This window comes from Paraburkholderia lebeckiae (genome assembly GCF_014201005.1).
GTDB classification, from domain to species: domain Bacteria; phylum Pseudomonadota; class Gammaproteobacteria; order Burkholderiales; family Burkholderiaceae; genus Paraburkholderia; species Paraburkholderia tuberum.
In genome coordinates this window covers 36,702-61,807 of sequence record NZ_JACHDK010000030.1, presented here as the reverse complement: position 1 = coordinate 61,807, position 25,106 = coordinate 36,702, and the positions used below count along the sequence as shown (strand labels likewise).

General features: G+C 63.5%; 21 protein-coding genes and 2 pseudogenes. 8 read left to right on the top strand and 15 right to left on the bottom strand.

Annotated elements, in window-relative coordinates; all coding sequences use genetic code 11:
• Positions 1 to 91 precede the first annotated feature (91 nt).
• Positions 92 to 1,090 (bottom strand): annotated as a pseudogene (locus HDG39_RS31485) (beta-galactosidase); the annotation flags it as partial.
• A gap of 302 nt (positions 1,091 to 1,392) precedes the next feature.
• Between HDG39_RS31485 and HDG39_RS31480 the strand changes: the two are divergent.
• From HDG39_RS31480 to HDG39_RS31470, 3 genes are all read left to right on the top strand, one after another.
• Positions 1,393 to 1,884, top strand: a complete 492-nt coding sequence (locus HDG39_RS31480) for an aminoacyl-tRNA deacylase (protein ID WP_018423648.1) — start codon at positions 1,393 to 1,395, stop codon at positions 1,882 to 1,884.
• Positions 1,885 to 2,473: 589 nt separating this feature from the next.
• Positions 2,474 to 3,673: a GGDEF domain-containing protein gene (locus tag HDG39_RS31475; protein ID WP_184011724.1), complete on the top strand. Its 1,200-nt coding sequence runs from the start codon at positions 2,474 to 2,476 to the stop codon at positions 3,671 to 3,673.
• Positions 3,674 to 3,817: 144 nt separating this feature from the next.
• A complete protein-coding gene (locus HDG39_RS31470) occupies positions 3,818 to 4,510 on the top strand; it encodes a cytochrome b/b6 domain-containing protein (protein WP_184011723.1) in 693 nt (230 codons plus the stop codon).
• Between the two features lie 44 nt (positions 4,511 to 4,554).
• Here HDG39_RS31470 and HDG39_RS31465 read toward each other — a convergent pair whose 3' ends face one another.
• Entirely contained in the window at positions 4,555 to 5,016 is a 462-nt protein-coding gene (locus HDG39_RS31465; RefSeq protein WP_184011722.1) for a CHRD domain-containing protein, read from the bottom strand.
• A gap of 335 nt (positions 5,017 to 5,351) precedes the next feature.
• Between HDG39_RS31465 and HDG39_RS31460 the strand changes: the two genes are divergently transcribed.
• Positions 5,352 to 6,560, top strand: coding sequence for a GGDEF domain-containing protein (locus HDG39_RS31460; protein WP_184011721.1), 1,209 nt, complete (start codon positions 5,352 to 5,354; stop codon positions 6,558 to 6,560).
• A 176-nt stretch (positions 6,561 to 6,736) separates the two neighbouring features.
• Here HDG39_RS31460 and ilvD read toward each other — a convergent pair whose 3' ends face one another.
• The gene (gene ilvD / locus HDG39_RS31455; protein ID WP_184011720.1) at positions 6,737 to 8,599 is read right to left on the bottom strand and encodes a dihydroxy-acid dehydratase; all 1,863 of its coding nucleotides are present in this window, start codon (positions 8,597 to 8,599) and stop codon (positions 6,737 to 6,739) included.
• Positions 8,600 to 9,084: 485 nt separating this feature from the next.
• Here ilvD and HDG39_RS31450 point away from each other — a divergent pair, with 485 nt between their 5' ends.
• Positions 9,085 to 10,476 (top strand): TIGR00366 family protein, encoded by a 1,392-nt coding sequence (locus HDG39_RS31450; protein ID WP_018423655.1) that lies wholly within the window; start codon positions 9,085 to 9,087, stop codon positions 10,474 to 10,476.
• 109 nt (positions 10,477 to 10,585) lie between these two features.
• Here HDG39_RS31450 and HDG39_RS31445 read toward each other — a convergent pair.
• The 6 genes and pseudogenes from HDG39_RS31445 to HDG39_RS31420 all read right to left on the bottom strand — a co-directional run.
• Positions 10,586 to 10,921, bottom strand: a pseudogene (locus tag HDG39_RS31445) (ABC transporter substrate-binding protein); the annotation flags it as partial.
• 178 nt (positions 10,922 to 11,099) lie between these two features.
• Positions 11,100 to 11,531: an NUDIX hydrolase gene (locus HDG39_RS31440; RefSeq protein WP_184011716.1), complete on the bottom strand. Its 432-nt coding sequence runs from the start codon at positions 11,529 to 11,531 to the stop codon at positions 11,100 to 11,102.
• Between the two features lie 23 nt (positions 11,532 to 11,554).
• The gene (locus tag HDG39_RS31435; RefSeq protein WP_184011714.1) at positions 11,555 to 12,199 is read right to left on the bottom strand and encodes a LysE family translocator; all 645 of its coding nucleotides are present in this window, start codon (positions 12,197 to 12,199) and stop codon (positions 11,555 to 11,557) included.
• A gap of 88 nt (positions 12,200 to 12,287) precedes the next feature.
• Positions 12,288 to 12,422: a hypothetical protein gene (locus HDG39_RS35970; RefSeq protein WP_018423659.1), complete on the bottom strand. Its 135-nt coding sequence runs from the start codon at positions 12,420 to 12,422 to the stop codon at positions 12,288 to 12,290.
• A 55-nt stretch (positions 12,423 to 12,477) separates the two neighbouring features.
• Positions 12,478 to 13,458 carry a substrate-binding domain-containing protein gene (locus HDG39_RS31425; protein ID WP_184011712.1) on the bottom strand — a complete coding sequence of 327 codons (981 nt, stop codon included), beginning with the start codon at positions 13,456 to 13,458 and terminating at the stop codon, positions 12,478 to 12,480.
• Entirely contained in the window at positions 13,455 to 14,849 is a 1,395-nt protein-coding gene (locus HDG39_RS31420; RefSeq protein WP_184011710.1) for a leucine-rich repeat-containing protein kinase family protein, read from the bottom strand. Before HDG39_RS31420 ends, HDG39_RS31425 begins: the two co-directional genes overlap by 4 nt.
• A gap of 299 nt (positions 14,850 to 15,148) precedes the next feature.
• On the opposite strand from HDG39_RS31420, the gene HDG39_RS31415 reads away from it, so the two are divergent.
• Positions 15,149 to 15,772 (top strand): methylated-DNA--[protein]-cysteine S-methyltransferase, encoded by a 624-nt coding sequence (locus tag HDG39_RS31415; protein WP_018423662.1) that lies wholly within the window; start codon positions 15,149 to 15,151, stop codon positions 15,770 to 15,772.
• 134 nt (positions 15,773 to 15,906) lie between these two features.
• On the top strand, positions 15,907 to 16,212 hold the full coding sequence (locus HDG39_RS31410) for a panthothenate synthetase (RefSeq protein WP_184011708.1): 306 nt from the start codon (positions 15,907 to 15,909) through the stop codon (positions 16,210 to 16,212).
• Between the two features lie 8 nt (positions 16,213 to 16,220).
• On the opposite strand, the gene HDG39_RS31405 is transcribed toward HDG39_RS31410, so the two are convergent.
• From HDG39_RS31405 to HDG39_RS31390, 4 genes are all read right to left on the bottom strand, one after another.
• Positions 16,221 to 17,462 (bottom strand): Zn-dependent hydrolase, encoded by a 1,242-nt coding sequence (locus HDG39_RS31405; RefSeq protein ID WP_184011706.1) that lies wholly within the window; start codon positions 17,460 to 17,462, stop codon positions 16,221 to 16,223.
• Positions 17,456 to 17,647, bottom strand: coding sequence for a hypothetical protein (locus tag HDG39_RS31400; protein ID WP_260328404.1), 192 nt, complete (start codon positions 17,645 to 17,647; stop codon positions 17,456 to 17,458). Before HDG39_RS31400 ends, HDG39_RS31405 begins: the two co-directional genes overlap by 7 nt.
• Before the next feature lie 103 nt (positions 17,648 to 17,750).
• The gene (locus HDG39_RS31395; RefSeq protein ID WP_184011704.1) at positions 17,751 to 18,458 is read right to left on the bottom strand and encodes a dienelactone hydrolase family protein; all 708 of its coding nucleotides are present in this window, start codon (positions 18,456 to 18,458) and stop codon (positions 17,751 to 17,753) included.
• A 324-nt stretch (positions 18,459 to 18,782) separates the two neighbouring features.
• On the bottom strand, positions 18,783 to 19,955 hold the full coding sequence (locus HDG39_RS31390; RefSeq protein WP_184011702.1) for a porin: 1,173 nt from the start codon (positions 19,953 to 19,955) through the stop codon (positions 18,783 to 18,785).
• Positions 19,956 to 20,332: 377 nt separating this feature from the next.
• Between HDG39_RS31390 and HDG39_RS31385 the strand changes: the two genes are divergently transcribed.
• On the top strand, positions 20,333 to 21,841 hold the full coding sequence (locus HDG39_RS31385) for an MFS transporter (RefSeq protein WP_184011725.1): 1,509 nt from the start codon (positions 20,333 to 20,335) through the stop codon (positions 21,839 to 21,841).
• A 136-nt stretch (positions 21,842 to 21,977) separates the two neighbouring features.
• Here HDG39_RS31385 and gudD read toward each other — a convergent pair whose 3' ends face one another.
• Together gudD and HDG39_RS31375 are read right to left on the bottom strand one after the other, a co-directional pair.
• Positions 21,978 to 23,327 carry a glucarate dehydratase gene (gene gudD / locus HDG39_RS31380; RefSeq protein ID WP_184011700.1) on the bottom strand — a complete coding sequence of 450 codons (1,350 nt, stop codon included), beginning with the start codon at positions 23,325 to 23,327 and terminating at the stop codon, positions 21,978 to 21,980.
• Between the two features lie 130 nt (positions 23,328 to 23,457).
• On the bottom strand, positions 23,458 to 24,789 hold the full coding sequence (locus HDG39_RS31375; RefSeq protein WP_184011698.1) for an MFS transporter: 1,332 nt from the start codon (positions 24,787 to 24,789) through the stop codon (positions 23,458 to 23,460).
• Between the last annotated feature and the right edge of the window lie 317 nt (positions 24,790 to 25,106).

Genomic DNA, 25,106 nt, shown 5'->3' with positions numbered 1-25,106 from the left:
CTGTCCACACCGTGCGGCTCTGGCAGCAATGCTAACCCGCGTCTGATTCGTCACGGCTGGCCAGCCCCTGCCTCACGGAAAGTCATACTGCCTTGATGTACTTCGGCGTCGCCATGCCTTGCTCGCTGATCGGCGCGCAGTAGTCGTAGCTCGTGATGTCGGGCTGATAGTTCCCTGAAGCGTCTACGTTCGCGCCGGCAAAAAAGCCAAAGCTCGTGCCGCCGTGAATGACATACAGGTTGAACGACAGCCGCGCCTCCATGAGCGTAGCCAAGGTACTGGAGAGGTCGTAGTCCACGCCCGCGAACCCCGCTTCGCCCCAATGCGTGAGCCACCCTGGGTACACCTCGCCAGCCATCGCGGGCACCGAGGGGAATTCGCGGCGCACGGTTGCGATCTGCGCTGCGTCGCCGTTGCTCAGCGCGATCGCGCCGCCCGTTACCGTGGTGCGATTGCGTTCGAGTTGCGGGAGACCGTCTTCGGTATAGAACGGCCCGGTTATGCCTCCTGCTAGCCAAAGCTGCCTGAGCTCTTCGAGGTAAGCCGGATTGCTCGCATACGAACCGAATTCGTTCTCGATCTGGATCATCAGGATCGGTCCGCCGTGCTCGCTCATCAATGGCTTGATACGCGGAACCAGTTCGTCGATATAGCGAGCCACCGCCGCCATGTAGCGAGGATCGGTGGCCGAGTCGGTCCGCAACTGGATGTCCGGATCGCGCAACAGCCAGGAAGGCAGGCCGCCCAGATCCCACTCCGCGCACACGTAAGGCCCGGGGCGCAACAGCACCCACATCTGCTCGGCTTGGCACAGGCGGATGAAAGCCTCGATATCGCGATTCCCGCTGCGGAAGTCGAACACGCCTCTATGCGTCTCGTGGTAATTCCACATGATGTACAACGCGATGCAGTTCATCCCCATCGCCCTTGCCATGCGGATCCGGTGTCGCCAGTACTCGCGCGGGATGCGGGCTGGATGCATCTCGCCGCTGCGAATCTGGAACGGCAGGCCGTCGAGCAGGAAATGTTCGCCGTCGGGGCTAAAGGAGAAGGTGTGGCTGCGTTCGAGGTTCACGATGGGCGTTGTCAAGAGTTGACGAATGCAGGCTACCTGTAAATCGGCGGCACCTGCGAGAACGGTAGAACGCAGCTCCTTAACGATCAACAGCTGGCGAACTTTTTCGGTCCGCGGCGGCGCCGTGCCTCGCACGGATCAAAAGTGTCGTTCGCCGGACCGGCCGACCAACGTCAGCTGAGGAACGGCGAATTCAACCGGTGGACGCGATCGCTCGATGGAATCGTTCAGCTGGCGTGCGTATTGCCGGTGCGTGAACTATTCTGAAAAGATCGCAATTGTTCATTCCTTTTCAGGTATTCGACAGGAGGTATGCCATGTCGATGTCGCCAACCTTGCAGGACTGCCTGCGCAGCAAGGGTTCCCGCTACGAAGTCGTGCGTCACCCATACAGCCACTCGAGTATCGAAACGGCTGCTGCGGCGCACATTCCGGGCGACCGCCTCGCCAAGACCGTGCTCCTCGAAGACGAACACGGCTACGTGGCCGCCGTGCTGCCGTCAACTTACGCCGTGCAGCTCTCCGAACTCTGGAGCAAGACAGGGCGCCGGCTCGCCCTGGCCACGGAAGTCGAACTGCGCGAATTGTTCAAGGACTGCGATGTGGGTGCGCTGCCGCCAATTTGTATGGCGTATGGCATGAAAACCTACCTGGAATCCAGCCTGGCAGGCCAGCCAGACGTCTACTTCGAGGCGGGCGATCACGAAGAACTGATTCATATGGAAGCGGATCAGTTCCTCATGCTGATGGACGATGCGGAGCGCGCCCATTTCGCACGGCGGATGCGAGGGTTGGGCGGGCGGGCCTAACCCAATTGGCCAGCCCGTGCGCTGGCCGCGATAATTTGACCGCCTTTTGCTTCATTTGTCAGGGGTAACTAATCAGCGGAACGCGCCGGAGCCGTTGTCGAACGTCACGCGGTTATGGGCTCCGACAGGGAAGCTGTCCCCAATCGATCACGCCGCGCGTCGAACCCGGCTGCTTGACCAGCAGCACATTGCCATGATTCGAGATGGTGCCGGCCCCGGCAACGTTTTGGCCGCCCTGCGGAAGAACGCCTGCTGCGCACGCAAGGTGCGTCGCAGACAGACCGGCAACGGAAATGCACAGGAAAAGCAGCGATAGTGCAGGACGCGTCATACATCCCCCTTTCCGCGCGGGCGCGCATGAGAGTGCGCTTGAAGAACCGGTCTATGTCTCTGAAGAATAGCAATTTGGTGCTGCTGCGCCTCGCGATGAACTCAACCTTTCGCGACGACGTAGGCCCACCGCCCGGCTTCGAGTCTCCCCACGACCCATTCCGATATCATTTCGCAAGGATGCGCGGCATTTGCCGTTATCACGTATGTAGTCTCTAACCTTTTCCCCGTTGCAGCGGGGACGCGCTCTGCGTCAGCGATGAAAGTCGACCTAGCCACGCTTTACCTTCTCGTGATCGGAACCTTGTTTGCCAGTTCCGCCATGATGTATTGGGAACACCTGTCCCATCCCAAGCGCGGCAAGGAACTACGAATGCTGGCGGCCGGATATGCGACCCTCGGAATCGGTTGCGCGGCGGCTGCATTTCGGGTTCAACTGCTCGGTGCAGCTGGTCCCGCAGTGAGTAATCTCGTGATTCTCACCGGCTATCTGCTCGTCCTGGACGGTGTGGCAATGTTCAACGGCCGGCGATATCTCGCGAGCTCGATCGGGTTGCTTCTGTTGATGGGACTCACGTGGGCCGTGGCTGGCGTGCGTTGGCAGGCTGCCGTCTGGATGTACGTCAGCGCCATCCCGATCGCGCTGGCGTCCGCCATGACGTCGCTCGAACTGCTGCGAGGCGACGTCATGCCGGCGGTTCAATCCCGGCGCGTCGCCGTGGCGGTAACGGGCATCCACGCGCTGTTTTACGTCGCCCGGGCTTTCGTGCTGCCATGGCTGGTGCCGATCTTCGGGCCGCGCGTGCTGGCTGTCTCCAACGAAATCACGATGTACGAAGGGGTTCTCTACTCGGTCATTTTGCCGATGACCTTGCTCCGGCTGACCCGGGAAGAAATTCATGGTGAGCTTTTGCAGGAGTCCCGCACGGATTACCTGACTCGCCTCGGGAATCGAAAGTTGTTCTTCGAAGAGGGGGAGCGGGTTATCAGCGACCACGGCATAAATCGACTGCCCGTCACGCTTCTTGCGTTCGACCTCGATCACTTCAAGAGAATCAACGACCACTTTGGGCACAAGACCGGCGACGAGGTTTTGAGGTCATTCGCGGAAACCGTTCGAGCCGTGACGGGTACAAACGCGATTCTGGCACGCATCGGCGGCGAAGAATTCGCCGCCCTGCTGCCGGGCTACGACAGCGACCGCGCAAAAAAGCTAGGCGAGACCGTTGTCAGCCGGTTCGCCGCAATGTCCCATCGCGCCGACGGCGACCGGATTCGCGCCACCGTCAGCATTGGACTGGCCGAGTCAAGTCGCGGAACGGCTTCCCTCACCGACCTGCTCTCAGCCGCCGACCAGGCGTTGTATCGAGCCAAGTCGCTGGGCGGCAATCGGCTTGAACAGACGCCAACGACCGCGCTCGCCGCCGCCAGCTGCTCTTCGAGTGGCAATCGGATTTAAGCTCCCGCCGGATAGAGCGGGGAAATTTCCGGTCCCGCTCGAAACACTGAATTCGTTTGCCAGCACGGCTCAGTCGATTTTCCGCGTGGCCGAGGAGCCACGCGGATTTTCGTCCGAGCGCGATCGCGCACGCAGGTACGAGACATGGATGCTCACGAACCCGACACACGGCCGACCCAGCCCGTAACCCGCCCTGTCCTTGTCTGGGACGCGCCGGTGCGGTTGTTTCACTGGCTGGTGGTCGTGCTGGTCACGGCCGCGTATGTCACGTTGAAGCTGAACTGGATCGACTGGCACGTGCGCGTCGGCGAGACGCTGCTCGCCCTTGTTATTTTCCGGCTGCTGTGGGGCTGCTTTGGCAGTGAGACCGCCCGCTTTCGCAGTTTCGTGGCATCGCCCGCTGCCGCGCTTCATCATTTGCGCCGCCTGTTTCATCGCGAGCCCGATGTGCAGGTCGGTCACAATGCGGCCGGCGGCTGGATGGTTCTATTTCTGCTCGTCTTGCTGCTGACCGAAACGCTGAGCGGGCTCTACGTCAACAACGACATCGCCGACGAAGGGCCGTTTAGCGAACTGGTGCCCGCGTGGCTCGCCAACGCAATCTCGGCGTTGCACGGCCTTGTCTGGTACGTGCTGCTCGCCGCGGTGGTGCTGCACGTGCTCGTGATCGCCCTCTACGCGGTAGCGAAGGGACACAACCTGCTGCGCCCGATGCTGACCGGCTACAAACTGCTGCCCTCGTCCGTGGACGCGCCGCGGCAAGCGCCAGCGCTGCTGGCGCTGCTGCCATTCGGCGTCGGCGTTGCCGTGGTGATGCTGCTCGCGGCTTATCTTTGAGCCTGACGCAAACCCGCTCTCCGGGCGCGGCTACCGTGCCTGCTTCAGTTGCCCTTCGGCGGCGTCACCTGGCCGCGAATCTCGCCATCCGGATTGTTCTTCGTGTGAACGTTGATGTACATGTCACCGGCTTCGAACATCTTGGCGTCGGCCGGAGATAGCGTGGCCTGACCGGTGATCGGGCTCGTCACCTCCATGGTGCCCTTCTGCGACAGCCAGACCTTTACGCCAGCGTTTTTACCGGCCGGGGCGGGTCCGTGGAAATGCGCCATCGTGGTCGGACTCGTCAATCCGCTGAAGCTGATGTTCCAGGTGACGACCCGTGTGCTGGGGTCGTACGTGAGCTTGGCGCTGCCGCTGCCCGGCGTCTGCACCGGCGGAACCTGTTGGGCGCCCGTCAAAGGCACCTCAAATGAGACGGGCGCCGCTTGCGCCAAGGTCAGCGTACCCGCGAAGGCCAAACCACCGAACACCATGAAAGCGCGCCGCGTGATGGATCGTGACATCTGGTTTTCTCCTGTTGGGTTGCCCCTGGTGAGCGGGCGATTATTGAAGACTGCAGAAGACCTCGTCGGCGTTGCTGGCAGCCAAACAAGTGAGTCAAGCATAGACGCAAGCAGGCCGTAACGCGAAGGTTGCATGAGGCCGAAATCCGGCTATGCGTGGCGACCGCCCCGTTACGTCGACGCCAGATGAGTCTGTCCAGCGATTCGAAAGGAAGCCGTCGAGCGAAAATCGTTGAAATTTGATCTGGCGCGAAAAATTCTTCCGGTACGATATGTGCTTTGCGCGAAGGCAGCGGATGTAACTGGCGCGACCTGGTGTTGCGCCAGGAGCCTTCATGGATCACACCCATTGTTACGCTGCCATGTCCATCCCGAACGCTTTCATCGGCATTGCGATTCTGTCCTGCCTGATGAGCGTCGCCGTTCTCGGCTCGCTGTTTCGCGCTCAGGTTCCGGGGATACGCCATTGGTGTGTGGCAAGTGGCCTGCTGGCCGTCACGGCCACGCTCCTTCTGTTCCGTCGGTCGGATATCGTCGTACTGGGCGCAAGCGCGTTGCTGCTACTGGCCTCGCTCCTCGCGATCCACGGCTTCCGGCGATTCTTTCATCGGCCGCCATCGGTTATCTGGGAATACGGCGCGCTCTGTGCGATCCTGGCTGGCCTCGTCTATTGGACCTACGTGCGGCCTGACGTCAGTGCCCGGGGCGCGATGATCTCGGGCTTTCTCGCCTATGTCCGATTCGTCATCGCCTGGGTCGTCCAGCGCTACCGGCCGGTGGGCAGACCAAAATATGGCTACCACTTCGTGGCTATGGCCTCGGTGTTGGGGGCGCTCGTCCACGCAGTCCGTTGTGTCGTATATGGATCCGGCCTGGCGCATGAAACGACTTTTCTGGAGGACACGCCGCTGAACGTCGCGTTTCTCGGCATGGCGATCCTGACCTTGCCATGCCTGTCGGTTGGCATGGTGATGCTGGCGCATGACCGGCTGGCGGAGCGGATGGAGCGCCTCGCCACCATCGACGATCTGACGGGCGCGCTCGGGCGGCGGGCGTTCATCGCCAGGACCGAGTCGCTGTTCGAGTTGGCAAAGGTGGCGAAGTCGAAGCTGTCCATCGCTATTCTGGACATCGATAACTTCAAGGGCATCAATGACAGATACGGGCATGCTGCCGGCGACCAGGCTCTTGCGCATGTTGCCTTGACGATATCGCGCGAAATTCGGCAAACCGACGTCCTTGGCCGCATCGGCGGTGAGGAGTTTGCGCTACTGCTGCCACTGACCGGGAAAGAGGAGGCGGCCCGTCTCACGAACCGGTTGCGCGCACTCGTCGCGGCGTCTGTTGCGCGCGCTCCGACCGGCGACGTCGCATGCACACTCAGCGCTGGCGTCGACGAATTCGGTGACGGCGATACCGTTGCCTCGGTGATGGCGAGAGCCGATACAGCGCTCTATGCCGCGAAAGCCAACGGCAGAAACTGCGTGATGCTGGCGGGGTCGTCGCAGCGTGCCGATGACATCGTTTCCAGTTTTCCGGCTTAGGAAAGGCTCCGCCCAGGGCTGCGCAGGAGACGCCTTAGCGATCGTCGATTCGCACTGCCACTGCAAAAAAAACCGGCATGCAGTCGCCCGCATACCGGTCTCTATTGGGGTCCAGTCGCGTCACCGCGAAAAGGGCCGCCGCGCCGATCCGCGCCAGTCCGCGCTTTATTGGCGCTTTACTTGCGCTTCAATTGCGAAATATCGCGCACCGCGCCGCGATCGGCCGAGGTCGCGAGCGCCGCATACGCCTGCAATGCCTGCGACACGACACGCTCGCGATTGGTCGGCTGCCATGCGTCGTCGCCGCGCGCTTCCATCGCCGCGCGACGGCGTGCGAGCTCTTCATTCGACACCGCGAGATGCATCTTGCGCTGCGGAATGTCGATCTCGATCACGTCGCCGTCTTCGACCAGACCAATTACGCCGCCTTCCGCCGCTTCCGGCGACGCATGGCCGATCACGAGGCCCGATGAGCCGCCCGAGAAACGGCCATCGGTAAACAGCGCACAGCTCTTGCCGAGGCCCTTCGACTTCAGATACGAAGTCGGGTACAGCATTTCCTGCATGCCCGGACCACCCTTCGGACCTTCATAGCGGATCACCACGACGTCGCCCGGCACGACCTTGTCACCGAGAATCGCGTCGACCGCGTCGTCCTGGCTTTCGAACACGCGGGCGCGGCCCGAGAACAGCCACTGCGATTCGTCGACACCGGCGGTCTTCACGATACAGCCCTTCTCCGCGAGGTTGCCGTACAGCACCGCGAGGCCGCCGTCCTTCGAGTACGCGTTTTCCTTGCTGCGGATACAGCCGCTCTTGCGGTCCGTATCGAGCGTCGCGTAGGTCGCTTCCTGGCTGAAGGCGACCGTGGTCGAAATGCCGCCCGGCGCCGCGCGGAAGAATTTCTGCGCTTCCTCGCCCGCGCCGCCGGCGACGTCCCACTTCGCGATCGCGTTGCCGAGGGTGCCGCTATGCACGTTGCCGCACGACAGATCGAGCAGCTCCGCGCGCGCGAGCTCACCGAGAATACCGATGATGCCACCCGCGCGATGCACGTCCTCGATGTGGTACTTGTCGGTCATGGGCGCGGCCTTGCACAGGCACGGCACCTTGCGTGAGATACGGTCGATGTCCGACATCGTGAAATCGACGCCCGCTTCCTGCGCGGCGGCCAGCAGGTGCAGCACGGTGTTGGTCGAGCCGCCCATCGCGACGTCGAGCGTCATCGCGTTTTCGAACGCCTGCTTGGTGGCGATGCTGCGCGGCAGGACCGAGGCGTCCTCTTCCTGATAGTAGCGGCGGCACAAATCGACGACCAGGCTGCCCGCCTGCTCGAACAGGCCCTTGCGCCATGCGTGCGTCGCGACGATGGTGCCGTTGCCCGGCAACGCGAGGCCGATCGCCTCGGTCAGGCAGTTCATCGAGTTCGCGGTGAACATGCCCGAGCACGAACCGCAGGTCGGGCACGCGCTGCGCTCGACTTCGGCGACTTCGGCGTCGCTGATCTTCGGATCGGCGGCCTTGATCATCGCGTCGATCAGGTCGATCTTCGCGATCACCTGGCCGTCGATCGGCGACTTGACCTTGCCCGCTTCCATCGGACCGCCCGACACGAACACGACCGGAATGTTCAGGCGCATCGCGGCCATCAGCATGCCCGGGGTGATCTTGTCGCAGTTCGAGATGCAGACCATCGCGTCCGCGCAGTGCGCGTTGACCATGTACTCGACCGAGTCCGCGATCAGTTCGCGCGACGGCAGCGAATACAGCATGCCGCCGTGGCCCATTGCGATGCCGTCGTCGACGGCGATCGTGTTGAATTCCTTCGCCACGCCGCCGGCCGCTTCGATCTGCTTCGCGACCAGCGCGCCCAGGTCGCGCAGATGCACGTGGCCCGGCACGAACTGCGTGAACGAATTCACGACCGCGATGATCGGCTTGCCGAAATCGTCGTCCTTCATGCCGGTGGCGCGCCACAGCGCGCGGGCGCCGGCCATGTTGCGGCCATGAGTCGAAGTGCGTGAGCGATAGTTGGGCATCTGTATCCTCAGGAATTGCTGTTATCGGTTTTGATGAGCGCCCGCGCGGGCGTGGGGATCGCATGAGTACGCGGACTTTGCGCTGGGAACGAATAGTGCAAGAGCGCCGGTAAGACGTCCAATATATTTTTTCTGGGTAATTAGGTCGTGAAAGATATTAATCGATGTCGCGACCGTTCAGCCGATTTCACGTTTTCTTGACATTGCCCGCTCCCACCGCGAATAATGCAGCGTTCGTTTAACGAAACCGTGTTCACCGTAAGAACATTGAAACGGAAACAGAGGTCTTTTCGAGCGCAACAGCGGGTTCGAGGCCAGTCGCGCCCAAGCTTGGGCCCACCCTCCTGGATTCGCGCCAATCTGTCCGCTGTGATCAAGATCAGGTAAGGCAAGTTTGCCGCCAATACGCGCCAGCATCCCGCGCCGGCGCGCCGTACCCGCCCCTCCGCCCAGCACAGGGCCGGGCACTACACAGAGTCACACACATGAAGCGAGACACTCCCCCTCACGCCGCCGGCCGACCGGCCGCTTCGCGCGGCATCGTCGAAGGTCTGGTGTATGTTTTCGAGCAGGTCATGCCCGACCCGTTCGTGCTATCGATCTGCCTGACGTTCTTCGTCGCCGTGCTCGCGATGCTGATCGCGCCGACCGGCACATTGCCGACGCTGCTCGACTCCTGGTACACCGGCACGTTCGGCATCCTGGGCTTCGCGCTGCAGATGATCCTGATCCTTGCGACCGGCTTCGCGATAGCGGAAGCGCCGATCGTGCAACGTGGTCTGCGCGCGCTCGCCTCGCACGCGAACTCGCCGACGCGCGCCGCGCTGCTCGTGTTTCCGGTCGTCGCAGTTGCCGCGTGGCTCAACTGGGGGTTCGGGCTGATCGTCGGCGCGTTGCTGTCGAGGGAAATCGCGCGGCGCGTCGACGTCGATTTCGCGTGGCTCGTCGCCGGCAGCTATTCGGCCTGGTCGATCTGCAATAGCGGGCTGTCGAGTTCGATCGCGCTATCGCAGGCGTCGCACGGCAATGCGCTGAACCTCGTCGAGAAAGCGACTGGCCACGTGGTGCCGCTCAGCGAAACCATCTTCGCGCCGTTCGTGTTCATTCCGACCGTGCTGGTCGTCGTCGTGATGACCGCGATCTTCATCAAAATGCATCCGAGGGCGGAGAACGTCGTCGCGTTTCGTCAGAGCGGCGAAGCAGCCGCCGACACCCCGAGCGACGATCCGCATGCCCGCGCGAGCGGTGCGACATCGCTCGCGGCGCGCCTCGAACAGTCAATGCTCGGCACGCTGCTGCTGCTCGCGCTCGGCATCGGCTATCTGGCGATGACGTGGCACAAGGAAGGCTTCGATCTCGACATCAACAATACGATCCTGATCTTCCTGATGATCGGTCTCGCGCTGCAACGCACGCCGATCGCATACGCGAATTCGATCCGCCGCGCCGCGCGTCAGACCGGCTCGATGCTGCTGCAATATCCGATGTACGGCGGGATCATGGGCATCATGAAGGGCACGGGTCTCGCGTCGATGATCGCGAAGGCGTTCGTGACGATCGCCTCGCCGGTCACGCTGCCGCTGTGGAGCTATCTGAGCTCGCTGATCATCACGCTGCTGGTGCCGAGCGCCGGTGGCCACTGGGCGGTGCAGGGTCCGTTCGTGCTGCCCGCGGCGCTCAGCCTGCATGCGTCGGTGCCGCGCACCGCAATGGGCGTCGCGATGGCCGAGAACGTATCGAACATGCTGCAACCGTTCTGGGCCGTGCCGATCGTCGCGATTGCGGGTATCCGGATTCAGCGCGTAATGGGCTATACCGCGGTGACGTTTGCGGTGTCGCTGGTGATTTACGCGGTGGCGTTGTGGCTCGTGCCATAAGTGCAATGGCCTGAGTCGAACCAGGCCACTACCGTTAAAACAAAGGGCCGATGAAGCAATGCTTCACCGGCCCTTTGTGCTTTTACCGCTTTTACCGCGTCTACCGTTCTTACATCTTCACGACGTCGAGCAGCGTCTTCTTGCCGTCCTTATAGTCGTACAGCGAGATCACGCCGTGCTGAAGGTCGCCCTTCGCGTCGAACGTCGTTTCACCGGTCACGCCCTTGTAGTCGGTACCCGACGCCTTGGCGAGCACCTTCGCCGGATCGGTCGAGTTCGCGCGCTTCATCGCGTCGACGACGATATACACCGCGTCGTACGTGAACGGTGCGTCGAATTCGATCGGATGACCGAAGCGCTTCGTGTACTTCGCCGCGAATTGCGCGCCACCGTTCATGCGCTCGACGGCCATGCCGGCCTGCGAGCACACCACGTTGCCCGCCGCCGGATTTGGTGCAGCACAATAACGCAAAACCGGCGCAAGCGACAGATTCCCGCGCAATCCCGATTGGAGGCGCGTCAACTGGCGGTCGTTTCGTCGCTCGATTCAGCGCGATTTTGCGGGTTTGATTCGTTCAGGACATCGTCAGCAAAAGTGACGAGATAAGCAGGAACTCCGCGAATCACGGCTTGAAATCGGCCAGCATCACACCGTCGCGGATATGCGCGAGAGCGGCCGCCACGTAGTCGACGACCGGTGCCGGCGGATGGTCCGGCTTCGCCCACACGAAGCCCGAGCACTTGTGCGGCTCCATGTTCGCCAGTTCGCCTTGCCATGAACGGCACACGAGAAAGAAGCTGATGCGGTTCGTGTCCGAGTCGCGCCGCATCACGAGTTTGAATTCGAGCGCGCCGGGCGCGATCGTCACACCCGCTTCTTCTTTCGATTCGCGAATCGCGCATTGCTCGATCGATTCGCCCGGTTCGAGATGGCCCGCAATCAACCCGTACTGGCCGTCCCTGAAACCGGTATTCGCGCGCCGGATGAAAAGGCACTCGCCCTGCCCATTCAGGAACAGCACGTTCACATCGACGATGCTTTGCATTCGGCTCATTTTCTTGCCGGCATCATGACTGACTAGCCGCGTTGCGCGGTCAGCAGCTTGATGCCAAGCGCGACGAAGACGAGCCCGCTGGTGCGTTTGATGGCCGCGACCCAACGGCTGGCTCCGACGCGCGTATGGATACCGCGCACGCCGAGCGAATAAATGGTGTGCACGAGCGCGACGGTGACCGCGATCGTCAGATACATCACGGTGAACTGCTCCGACAGGCCGCGCTCGTGGTCGATGAATTGCGGCATGAACGCCGATAGAAAGATCATCGTCTTCGGATTGCTGCCCGACACGAGCAACGCTTCACGGAATACCTTCTTGCGCTCGAACGTATAAGCGGACGATGCGACGCCCGCCGGCTGCGCGGCCCGCGATGCCTCCTTGTTGCCGCCGCGCAGTTGCCTGATGCCGAGATACATCAAATAACCCGCGCCGAGAACTTTCATCGCGACGAAGAGCGGCGGCAGCGTCGTCAATACCGCGCCGACACCTAGCGCCACGAGCGCGACGACGACTCCTTGCGCGAGCAGATTACCGGCAACGCTCGCCGCCGCGCCGCGGTTTCCATAGCGGACCGAATTGCGGATCACGAGCAGAACGTTCGGTCCCGGCGAAATGGTGGTGAGCAGATAGGCACCGGCGAAAAGCAACCAGGTATGAAAGGACATGGCAGGTCCAGCGGTTCGTTGTGGTTGAATACCAATACACCGGGCATCATCATGCCACGGAAAAAATCGCTGCCGCCGTCGCTGCGCGCTAATCGGTACGCACGACCTGACACAAGAACTGCTTCAAACGCGCGCTTTGCGCGACGCGCTGCTGGCCGCCCGATAGTTGCGTCGGGTACTTGTGCACCTGCCCGGGAATGCGCACGCGCTCGATGTAGTGCATCGCGAGAGCCTGCGCATCGGCCTTGCTGATACGCCGGACGACGTCGCGCGCCGCCTCAACGTTTCGAGCCCGTCACCAGTTGCAGCGGCGTCTCGATCACTTTCGACAACTCGCGCTGCTTGCGCCGCTCGGTCACCGCCTTCAACGCGAAGTCGATGCCGAACACGGTCTGGCGGCCGGCGAACTGGTTCATCGTCGCGAGCACGCGGCCGTCGGCGAGTAGCGGCTTGATCGCATCGATCGCGTCGTAGCCGGTGACATAGACGCCGCCGCCGCGACCCGCGTCGCGAATCGCGTCGACCGCGCCCATCGCCATGTTGTCGTTGCCGCATAACAGCGCGCGCAGCTGCGGGTGCTCGGCCAGCATTTTCGCGGCCACGTCGCGGGCCTTGCCGTACTCCCAGTCACCCGGCTCGACCGCGACGACCTGCACGCTCGCGGCATCCATCGCGTCGCGGCTACCGGCCGTGCGCTGCTGCGCGTTGCTGCTCACCGAAATACCTTCGATGATGCCAACCTGATCGCCGGGTTTCAGCCGCGTGGCCAGATATTGGCCGACCTGCTTCGCGCCGTTGCGATTGTTCGGCCCGACGAACGGCACCGAGATGCCGGCGGCCGCTTGCGCCGCATCGTCGAGCGGGTTGTCGATCGTGATCGTGATGATGCCGGCCTTGATCGCGCGCGCGATCACCGGGATCAGCGCCTTCGAGTCGGTCGGCGCGATCACGATCGCGTTCACCTTTGCCCTGATCGCCTCGTCGACCATGCGGATCTGCGCGGCGGTGTCGGTCTGTTTGGCCGTGCCGCGAATCGTCAGGCTGAATTGCGACGAGAAGTGGTCCTGGTAATTGCGCGCAGCATCGACCATCGCGACCGTAAACGGTTCAGACATCGATTTGAGTACGAGCGCGATCTTCGGCTTCGTGCCGGGCAGCACTTCGGCGCCGGCATCGTCCGCGAACAGCGCGATGCCAGTGAGACCAGTTGCGGCCAGCGCGCACGCGAGCAGCACGCGGCGGCGCATGTTCTGCGTCATGGCTTGACTCCTTCGCGGAGGTGCCGGTTGCGGAGGTGCCGGTTGCGGAGGTGCCGCTTGCGGACGCGCCGATCGAACGACGCGACGCTGGCGGCAATTTCGTCGAAGAGCGGCCGGCTGTCGATGTCTTCGCTCAGACAACGCGTCTTCAGGGCGGCGAGTTGCGCGTCGAGTCCACCGGGTACGTCGCAACGCTCGAGCAGTTCTTCGAGCAGACAGCCGTACGCCCTCACTTCGAGCCGCTGCAACGCGATAGCGAGCTCGCGATCGCCGGCGTCAAAAAACGACGCCGCCCCGAAATCGCCGAGCAGCGCGCGCCCCACGCCGCCGTGCAGGATATTGTGCGCGTACAGATCGCCGTGCATCACGCCGCTCCGATGCAGATGACTCGCGACCGTAGCGATGCCGCCTGCGATACCGAGCACCGTCGCAAGATCGAAGCGCGCGTCGTCGCGATAGATGTCGCGCGTACACGATGCGAGGCTCGGCGGACCGGCGAGATTGGCGAAGCGCGGATCGATCAATCCCATCACGAGGCCATGCGTATCCGACGGATGCCCGACCACCTTGCCGAGCACGGGGATCAGGTTCGCATGTTCGCCGCCGCGAATGCAAGCAGCCATCTCGCAGTCGGGCAAACCGTCGCTCGTCACCGCGCCCTTGAACAGCTTGACGGCGACCGCACGCGGCGCGGGCTCGTTGTCCGCGTGCAGCGCCGCGCGATAGATGACGCCCGATGCCCCCTCGCCCAACGGCCGTTCGAGCCGCAACGCATCCCAACGAATGCCGCTGATCGGTGTGTCGATGAGGGCCGCCTGTTCGAGCGCCGCGTTGAACGGATTGCCCGCATACGCGAGCCACGCAAGCCGCGGCAGACGCAGCAACCAACGCGGCAATGCATCGAAACGATTCGCCGCGAGCCGCAGCAGTTCGAGCCGCGTGCATGCGGCCAACTCCTCGGGCAGCGCGCGCAGCCGGTTGCCGGCAAGCATCAGCTTCTGCAGTTGCGTGCAGCGGCCGAGCTCCGCGGGCAAGCGTTCGATGTCGTTGTCGGTCAGAATCAGCCAACGCAGCAGCGGCGGCAGCGCGCGTGCCGGCACCTCGCGGATGCGATTCGACTTGAAGCCGATCATGCTCAGTTGCGCGCATTCGCCGAGCACGCCGGGCAATTCGGTGAACGGGTTGTTGGACGCGAACAGGATGCGCAGTTTGCGCAGACGCGGCAGATCGTCCGGCAGCGTCGTCAATGCGTTGTTCGACAGGTCGAGCACTTCGAGCGTATCGGCGAGATCGAAAATCTCGCGCGGAAATTCGCTCAGGCCGCACGCGAGTTTGAGTTCGCGCGCACCCGCCAGTCGCCCGGCCCGCAGTTGTTCTAAAGTCGTGGTCACAGTCGTGGAAAAGAAGATCGGGCAGCGCCCGCAGCGCGTCGTACCGAAGCTGTCGATTTTACTGAGTCAAAGGCCATCTGGGGTGCTCTGCGATACAGTGACGTGATCGCTGCGACGGTCACGCTCGTCGCGGCCATGTCGAATGCGAATGAGACCGCAATATCTGGAGCGCGTTCAGGCGACACAAGCGACACACTATTGAACAACGGCGCAGCCTTCATGCAGCTTTCCGCGTCCGGTCGAAGAAACGCCTCCGCCTCGCGAACCTTGCGCCTCCACCCTGTCAGGAGCCTGAGAAAGTGACGTACACATACAAGTTGATCGATTCGCCGGTCGGTCAGTTGAAGCTCGTGGCGAAAGGCGAATGCCTTGCCGCGATTCTGTGGGAGCACGACAAGCCGAACCGCGTGCGACTCGGCGAAATGCGCGAAGCGAACGAACTCGCGGTGCTCGTCGAAACCGAGCGGCAATTGCGCGAGTACTTCGCGGGCACGCGCCAGGCCTTCGATCTGCCGCTCGACTTTCAGGGCACCGAGTTCCAGAAGCAGGTCTGGCGCGCGCTGCTGACTATCCCGTTCGGCCAGACCCGCAGCTACTCGGAGATCGCGCAGCAGATCGGCAACCTCAATGCGGTGCGCGCGGTGGGCGCGGCAAACGGCCGGAATCCGATTTCGATCGTCGCGCCGTGTCATCGCGTGATCGGCGCTTCGGGCGAGCTGACGGGATTCGCCGGCGGCCTCGCCAACAAGATGCTGCTGCTTTCGCTGGAGGCGGGGCAGACCTCGCTCGAAGCAGCGGCCGATGACGCGCATCGGCTGGCGCCGAAGCGAAACGCGCCGCAACCGGTCAAGGACGATGCACCCGCGAAACCGGCGCATCGTCCGCCGAGTCGGGGAACGCAGGGTTCGCTGTTCGGCAGCTAATGCAGGGCACACCCAGCACGACGCGCCACCCATCGGCCGTATTCGCCGATGCTTCGTCTGCGATCAACGCCACCGGCCGCGCATGCAACACCTATCCTTAAGATGCCCTTTGGGGCATCGAACAGGAGGATGACATGCGCATGCTTCTCAACATACAAATACCGAACGAACCGTTCAACACGCTCGTGCGCGAAGGCCGAATCGGCGAACTGATGGCAAAGATCCTCGAGGACATGAAGCCGGAGGCCATCTACTTCACCGAACAACAGGGCAAACGCGGCGCGGTGGCGGTCGTCGAGGTCGCCGATGCATCGGCGATCCCCGCGCTTGCCGAACCGTGGTTCCTGACGCTCGACGCCGACTGCGAGCTGCGCATCGCGATGCTGCCCGAGGATCTGAGGAAAGCCGGCCTCGACGCGCTCGGCGACAAGTGGAAATAGCGCGGCCCTCAGGAATGCCCAGCCGATAGCTGCAGCAGCATCGAAGCCGCGGCCGTCGCCGCGACCTGGCAGCCGAGCACGATATGCTCCTCGGCTGTGTCCTCGATAAAGTCGTGACTCACGCCGCCGATGCTCGGCACGAACATCATGCAGGCCGGCATGCAACGCGCGATCACCTGCGCGTCGTGCGCGGCGCCGCTCGGCATGCGCAACCACTGGCCCGGCGCGAGTGCTTCGGCGGCTCGCGCGATGTGCTCCGCGAGCGTGGCGTCCATGCTGACGGGTTCGAACGGCTCGTCGAGCGTCTGCAATTCGACGCTCACGGCGTCGTGCGCGTTGAAATCGCGCACCAGTTCCGCGAGCGCGCGTTCCATGGCCTGAAGCCGTGCCGGGTTCGCATCGCGGAATTGCAGGTACATGTCGGCCGCGCCGGGCACGACGCTCATCGAGCCCGGATCGAGATCGATGCGGCCCACGGTCCAGACGGTATCCGCGTCCGCCAGCTGCCCGAACGCGTCGTTCATCCGCGCGATGAACGCGACCAGCGCCGCGCCCGCGTCGCGGCGGATCGCCATTGGCGTCGTGCCCGCGTGATTGCGCTGACCGGTGAAGCGCAGCCGCGATTCGCGCAACCCGACGATCGTCGTGACGACGCCGATCGCTTTGCCGATCGTTTCCAGCCGTCCACCCTGCTCGATATGCGGCTCCAGATACGCGACCTGGCGCCCTGCCTCGAAACGTGCACGCGGCCGGCCCGCCAGTCCAGCGGCCTCGAGTACGTCGGCGAGGCGTTCGCCCTGCCGGTTCGTCGCGCCGCGAATCGAGTCGTCGACCGCCTCGCCGACGAAGCTGCGGCTGCCGAGCAGGCCCGAGAACGTGCCCTCCTCGTCGATCCACGACGCGACGTCGACGGCGAGGTGCCGCGTCGCGTCATGCTCCGCTAGCGCGCGGGCGATTTCGAGCCCGTACATCACGCCCATTGCGCCATCGAGCCAGCCGCCGGTCGGCTGCGTGTCGGTATGCGAGCCGATCACGAGCGCGGGACCGCTATTACGCGAGCGTCCGAACACGGTGCCGACGCCGTCGATGCGCGCGTCGAGCCCCGCCTCCGTCATCCGGCCGACCAGCCATTCGCGCGCCGCCAGATCGACCGGCGACAGCGCGAGCCGGACCACGCCGGGACCGGTCGCGCCAAAAACGCGCAGCCGTTTGAGGTCGGCCATCAGCCGGTCAGGATCGATCTTCACCACGTTGTCGTCTCCATGAATTGATTGCGGATATACGCGTGAAGCCCACCCTCCGGCTCGAACAATCGATACAGCGTGGGCCGCGACAGCTGCGACATGGCCAGCACGCTGTCGACCGTCAGATCAGGTTGGCCGGGATTTGCGTCGATATAGCGGCGCGCTGCCGTGAACATCGCGGTGCGTGCCACCGCCCAACGTGCGGCACAGTTCGGACGGCCGTATCAAGAAAGCGCCACGACCGCGGGCACCCCCACGAAGCGGACGAGCCGTCCGCTTCCGCCATTCACCAACTCATTTCCACAGCGTGCGGCCAAAGAACGTCAACGTACGATCCCACGCCTGTTGCGCCCAGACCGGGTCGTATTGCGTCCCCGCGATGCGGCCCGACCCGACCGCCGTTTCGTTCGCGAACGCGTGACGCGCCAGATAGCGATGAAACTCGACGTCGACTTTCGCGTCGGTGAGTTTCTTTTCGAGCGCGTCGACGATGTCGGCGGCGAAGAACTCGTCCTGCAGACCCCAGTGGCCCATCACCGGAACCTTGATCTTCGACGCGTCGATATAGTCGAGCGGCGGGAAGCCATACCAGACGACGCCGGCCGCCACTTCAGGCACGTTGCACAGCGCGAGAAACGTCAGCGCGCCGCCCATGCAATAGCCGGTCAAGCCAACCTTCGCCGCGTGCTGCTGCAAATACTGGACCGCGCCGCGCACGTCCTGCGTTGCGGCATCGCCGAAATCGAGGCCGCTCATCAAGTGGTGCGCCTCATCCTCTTCGACCGTCGACTTGCCGCGATACAGATCAGGCACCAGCGCGAAGTAGCCGGATTTCGCGAGGCGATCGGCGACGCCGCGAATCTGGTCGTTCAAGCCCCACCATTCCTGGATCACGACGACCGCGGGCGCACCCGCGGTTTTTTCAGGCTTCGCGAGATAGCCCTGTAGCTGCTTGCCGTCGGGACGGTTGAACGTGATCATCGAACCTGCGTGTTGGGTCATCGGTCGCTCCTCGAGTAGACGAAACCGCTAGCATAGCGCCACTACCCCGTTTTCTGTTCAATCGGAATCGTGCCAACGCGCGAGCGCGATCCCGCGGAATCTGCGCGTTATGTGAATCGAACGATGCGAGGATCAACATCAGGAAAATTGTTTATTGATTCGTCGACGCGAAACACGCCCTCAGCCGTTTCGTGTTGAAAGCTGGCGTAAAAACGCGACGCAGAAATCAGGCCCGCGCGACATGTGATTTCGCGCACGCATTCAAGCGCTTTTATCCAATGGGTGAATTGACTCGACTGAAAGCTTGACGTATTGCGATGCGCGCTAGAACCGCTCTATCACACCAAATTGGACGCCCGCGACCGGCGCGCCCGGATAGGCAACGGGCAGCCCGGTCACGTTGACGCCGCGCAGCGTGAAGCGCGAGTCGTCGTGATTCGCGAGATAGGCGGCGCTGAAATATAGCAGCAGCGTCGGCGACATGCTGTATTCGAATGCCGCGCTGAACTGGTCCGCGCTGCCGCCAGGCGTCGTGTAGTCGCGCACGTGCGCATAGCCGAGCGAGGCACGCGCATTGGTCGAAAAACTGTACTGCGCCGACAGCGAGCCGCCCGCGCCGTGATAGACCGGTGTGCCGCCATCGCCGTTGAAAAAGGACAGCCACACGCGCAGTTTGCCGAAGGCGTAGTTCGCGCCGCCGAGGTTCGCGCGCAGCTCGCCGGCACCGTGCGTCTGCTGGCGCGCGTACAGCAGATGCAGGTCGTCGAGCCGATACGACGCGCTCACGTAATAACCGTCGATGCCGTTGCCGTCGGCCTCGGACGGATCGCGCATCGCCATCATCAGCGTCGCACTGAAGCCGGCGATGCGCGGCGACAGATACGCAACCGCGTTGTTCGCATACGGCGTGATCTTCGACAGATTGTTGAGCCCCGAGGCGATCGTGCCGGCGCCGAACGCGTCGAGATCGCCCTTGAACGGGATATAGATCGGCGAATACTGACGGCCGACGCGCAGTTCGCCCCAGCTGCCGCTCGCGCCGATCCATGCCTGACGATTGAAGATCGAGCCGGGCACCTGCAAGCTGCCGTCGGTCGAACTGAAGCCGTTTTCGAGCGTGAACACGATCGCGTTGCCGCCCCCGAGCGGCTCCGCGCCATGCAGCCCGACCCGCGAGCCGCGATACGCGCCGGAGTCCATGCGCGCGACCCAGCCCGAACCGGGGTCGGTGATTTCGACGCTCGTATCGATCACGCCATACAGCGAGACGAAGCCGGTGTTGATTCCCGAGGCGGCGCCGGCGCCGGTATCGATGTCGGTGACGGCGGCTGCGCCGTGCGCATAGAGCAGAAGCGCGCCACCTCCCCAAACCGCTCTCGCGCCGACGCTGATCGTCAAGGCTTCGCGGACTGTGTTCAGCAGGAAAGCCATGGCGTGACGCAGGATGAGTTCCTCCTCGAACACATCGATCGGATATTCCGCGAGCGAACTTACCACGTTCGGGCGAACCCGTGCGGGCCGTCCAGTACGCTCGCGCACGTCCCAACGATGCAAGCGCGCGCCAGCGTCCGCGACTGGAGGACGGCGATGCAGGGGTCGCCGCGGCCCGTGTGCGGCGCCGTGCCCGGGGCACCGCCTTTTTTCCGGCGCCGTGTGGTTTTTCGTGCGACGAATGATTTTGACCAAGGGGAAACCCGTATAATCCCCGAGACGTCAGACAACTTGCGCACAATCGCCGGGAGCCTGACCGCGATCCGCCGTGCAGCGTCCACCCCGAACCGCCTTCTGCCCGATCCGTGAATTCCACCGCCCCCGCCAGTTCCGCCGCCGCCGCCGCCGCCCCCGCCCTGCCGTTTCGCCACGCGCTTTACGCGATGCTCGGCATCGGCCTCGTCAACATGCTGGTCGCGCTCGACCAGACCGTCGTCAGCACCGCGCTGCCGTCGATCGTCGCCGAGCTGCACGGCTTCGAATATTTTGCGTGGATCGCAAGCGCGTACCTGCTCGCCTCGGTCGTCACGGTGCCGGTGTTCGGGCGGCTCGGCGACTACTTCGGCCGCAAGCGCTTCGTGATCGCCGCGGTGATCACGTTCACGGTCGCGTCCGTGTTGTGCGGCCTCGCCAACAGCATGCTGTTTCTCGCGATCGCGCGCGGACTGCAAGGCGTCGGCGGCGGCATGATGGTCGGCACCGCGTTCGCGTCGATTCCCGATCTGTTCCCCGACCCGCGCACCCGCGTGCGCTGGCAGGTCGTGCTGGCCGCGGCCTACGGCATCGGTACGGCGGCCGGCCCGTCGCTCGGCGGCTGGATGAGCGAGCACCTCGGCTGGCGCTCGACGTTTCTCGTCAATCTGCCGGTTGGCGCGGCGGCGCTCTATTTCATCTGGATGCATCTGCCGAATTTCCGGCGGCCGCATGACGGCGAAGTCAAGATCGACTGGCTCGGCGCGGGGCTCGTCGCATGCGTGCTCGGCGGCTTGCAGGCGTTTATCGAAGCGGTGCCGAAGCACGGCCTCACCGTGGGCAATCTCGTGCTCGGCGCGTGCGTGATCGCCGGCGCGATCGCACTCTTCACGTGCGAAAAGCGCGCCACGCATCCGATCATTCCGCTCGATCTGTTCAAGGACGCGCAGCTCGTCACGCTATTCACGCTCGGCATGCTGTCCGGATTCGTGATGTTCTCGCTGATCTTCTTCGCGCCTTTGCTGCTGCAAGGCGGTTTCGGTCTTTCGCCGCAGCAGGCCGGGCTGCTCGCGACGCCGATCGCCGCGTGCATCGCGCTCGGTAGTGTGCTGAACACGCGCATCGTGATTCACATGAAGAAGCCCACGCGCATTCTGACGATCGGTTTCGGGCTGCTGATGTTCGCGTCGATCGCGCTCGCGTTCGCCAATCCGGACACGCCGCACTGGCGCATCGTGCTGCCGATGGGCGCGGTCGGCATCGGCCTCGGCTTCATCCTGAACAACCTGAATGTGTTCGGCCAGGAGATCGCCGGACGCGAGCGCTTCGGCATCACGACCGCGCTATTGCAATCGACGCGCATGGTCGGCGGCATGCTCGGCACCAGCATCGTCGCGACTGTCGTGCAGCATCACTATCGCAATGTCGTCACGCGCACGATCAGCGTGCTCGGAGAGCCGGCCTCATCGCAATGGCGGCCGCGTTTCGTCGATCTGCGCATCCTGATCGACGACGCGTCGCGCACACAGCTGATTGCGGATATGAAGACCTCGGGACTCAATACGCTCGCGCTAATCGATAGCGCACGCGACGCGCTCGTGCAGTCGATTCATATCGGCGTGTGGCTGACGGCGGTGGCATCGCTCGCGGCCGCGCTGCTGGTGCAGCGAATTTCGCATGTAGTGTTTCGCAAGAGTTGACAAGTGGCCCGATGATGGCCGCCGACATCCGCGGTGCGGCTATCTCGCACCGTGCAATGCAAAAGGAAACAAAAAAGCCTGGTGAACCGCACCTTTCGTGCAGCCCGCCAGGCTTTTTGATTGAGTTAAATCGTCCTTAACGCACGAGACACGGCCGCTTGTTGTCGAACTTCCAGTTCGGAATCAGATATTGCATGGCAACGCCGTCGTCGCGCGCGCCGAGGCCGTGCTGCTGATACAGCGCGTGCGCCTTCTCGAGCGCATCCATATCGAGGTCGATGCCGAGCCCCGGCTTCTGCGGCACCTTGACCTTACCGCCGACGATCTGCAGCGGATCTTGCGTCAGGAACTGACCGTCCTGCCAGATCCAGTGCGTATCGATCGCGGTGATCTTGCCCGGCGCCGCGGCCGCGACGTGCGTGAACATCGCGAGCGAAATGTCGAAGTGGTTGTTCGAATGCGAACCCCACGTGAGGCCCCAGTCGTTGCACATCTGCGCGACGCGCACCGAGCCCTGCATGGTCCAGAAATGCGGATCGGCGAGCGGAATATCGACCGATTGCAGCTGGATGGCGTGACCCATCTGACGCCAGTCGGTCGCGATCATGTTGGTCGCCGTCGGCAGGCCGGTTGCGCGACGGAACTCGGCCATCACTTCGCGGCCCGAATAGCCGTTCTCCGCGCCGCATGGATCTTCCGCGTAGGCGAGAACATTGTGCTTGTCACGGCACAGGCGCACCGCTTCCGCGAGCGACCACGCGCCGTTCGGGTCGAGCGTCACGCGCGCTTCGGGGAAGCGCTCGGCGAGAGCCGTGACCGCTTCGATCTCGGCGTCGCCTGGCAGCACGCCGCCCTTCAGCTTGAAGTCGTTGAAGCCGTAGCGCGCCTTCGCGGCCTCGGCAAGACGCACGACCGTCTCCGGCGTCAGCGCTTTCTCGGTGCGCACGCGCTCCCAGTCGTCACGCGCGCCGGCGTTGTTCGCGTACGGCAAACCGGTCTTGTTGCGATCGCCGATATAGAACAGGTAGCCGAGCATTTCCACTTCGTCGCGCTGCTGGCCTTCGCCGAGCAGTGCCGCGACCGGCACGCCGAGATGCTGCCCGAGCAGGTCGAGCAGCGCGGCTTCGAGCGCGGTCACCGCGTGAATCGTCGTGCGCAGGTCGAAGGTCTGCAGGCCACGCCCCCCAGCGTCGCGATCGGCGAACTGCGTGCGCACCTTGTTCAGAATCGCCTGCAGATTGCCGATCGACTGACCGACCACGAACGGCCGCGCGTCGTCGATCGTCTTGCGGATGTTCTCGCCGCCCGGCACTTCGCCGATGCCGGTATGGCCCGCGCTGTCCCGCAGAATCACGATGTTGCGCGTGAAGAACGGACCATGCGCGCCGCTCAGATTCATCAGCATGCTGTCGCGGCCGGCGACGGGCACGACGCGCAGTTCGGTGACGACCGGCGTGGCGTTCGATTCGGTAGGTATGGTGGACATGGGAAAAGCACCTGTGTGATGAAGTAGGCCGGCCGGCGGAAGCCGCCGCGCGCCGCATGCGTGTTCGACCGGACCGGATGAGAACTCGAATACAGAAAAATCGACGGCCGCATGCGAGCCGTCAGCGTAGTCAATGCGCGTTGCCGTGCAACGGATCGGGCAACGGCTCGCGATTGCCGGGCTTCTTGCGCGTCAGGAAGCCGGCCGCCGCCGCGAGCAGCGACGCGACGCCGAGACCGTACAGCCCGCCCGCGATCGAGCCCGTATGCTGCTGCAGATAGCCGAAGGTGGCCGGCGCGAAGAAGCCGCCGAGGTTGCCGAGCGAATTGATCAGCGCGAGCACACCGGCGGCGACGCGCGCATCGAGGTAGCCCTGCGGAATCGGCCAGAACAGCGACGCCGCCGCCTTGAAGCCGATCGCCGAGAAACAGATCGCGACGAACGAGAACACCGGGTTGCCCGACGTCGACGCGAACAGACCGACCGCCGCTATGACGAGCGCGACCGCGAGCCAGCCCTGCTGATGACGCCATTTCGCCGATACGACCGCGAAGCCGTACATCGCGACCATCGAGATCAGCCACGGAATCGCATTGAACATGCCGACCTCGAAGTCGGAAAGGCCGCCCATCTTGCGGATGATGGTCGGCAGCCAGAAAGTGGCCGCGTAGATGGTCAGCTGGATCGCGAAGTACAGGAAGCAGAACAGCGCGATTTGCGGGTCCTTCAGCAGCTTCACCGTCGGCAGATGTGCGCCGCCTTGCGCTTCGCGCTCGGCCTGTTCGGCCGCGATCGATTGTTCGAGCACACGCTGTTCTTCGGCCGTGAGCCAGTGCGCGTCGCGGATGTGCGACTTCAACAGCAACCAGCTGACGACGCACAGCGCGATCGAGAACGCGCCTTCGATCAGGAACATCCACTGCCAGCCTTGCAGGCCGAGGCCGCGAATCGACAGCAGCGAGCCGGTGATCGGACCGGACAGCACCGACGCGAGCGCCGAGCCCGACAGAAAGATCGCCACCGCCTTGCCGCGTTCCTTTTGCGGCAGCCATTGCGTGAAGTAATAGACCACGCCGGGAAAGAAGCCCGCCTCGGCGACGCCGAGCAGGAACCGCAGCACGTAAAACGACGTGTCGTTCCAGACGAACGCCATCGCGCCCGCCACCAGCCCCCACGTGCCCATGATGCGCGTGAGCCAGGCGCGCGCGCCGAACTTCTGCATCAGCACGTTCGACGGCACTTCGAACAGCGCGTAGCCGATGAAGAACAGCCCGCTGCCGAGCCCGTAGGCGGCCGCGCCGATGCCGAGATCGGCCTTCATATGCGCGTTGACGAAGCCGATGTTGACGCGGTCGATATAGTTCGCGATGAACATGATCAGGAAAAGCGGCAACACGTTGCGCTTCACCTTCGCGACCGCCGATTCCAGCGGGTCGAGCGCGGTGGTCAGAACTGGTGTCAAGTTGTGTCTCCTTGTCGGCCACAAGGCCTGGTGGAACGCAGCGCGGCGCACCGGTGGGTGCAAGCCCTGCCCTACGCTTGGTATGTTGTCTGACGACAGTCTACCGCTTTGCCTTGGTCAAATCCAGTAGGGTGTTTACCCTGTGGTTCCAGGCCGATCGCTCTGAAATCATGACAGATTCAAAGGTTCAGAGCCATGTTGACCAGCCCGGAATTCGTCTCGAACTAAGACGTCTGATGTCTATAATTGGCAGACTGTAGTCAGCAGCACATGCGTTTGCGCAAATGTCCGCCTCGCCCCCGCCCCACCGCGCATCC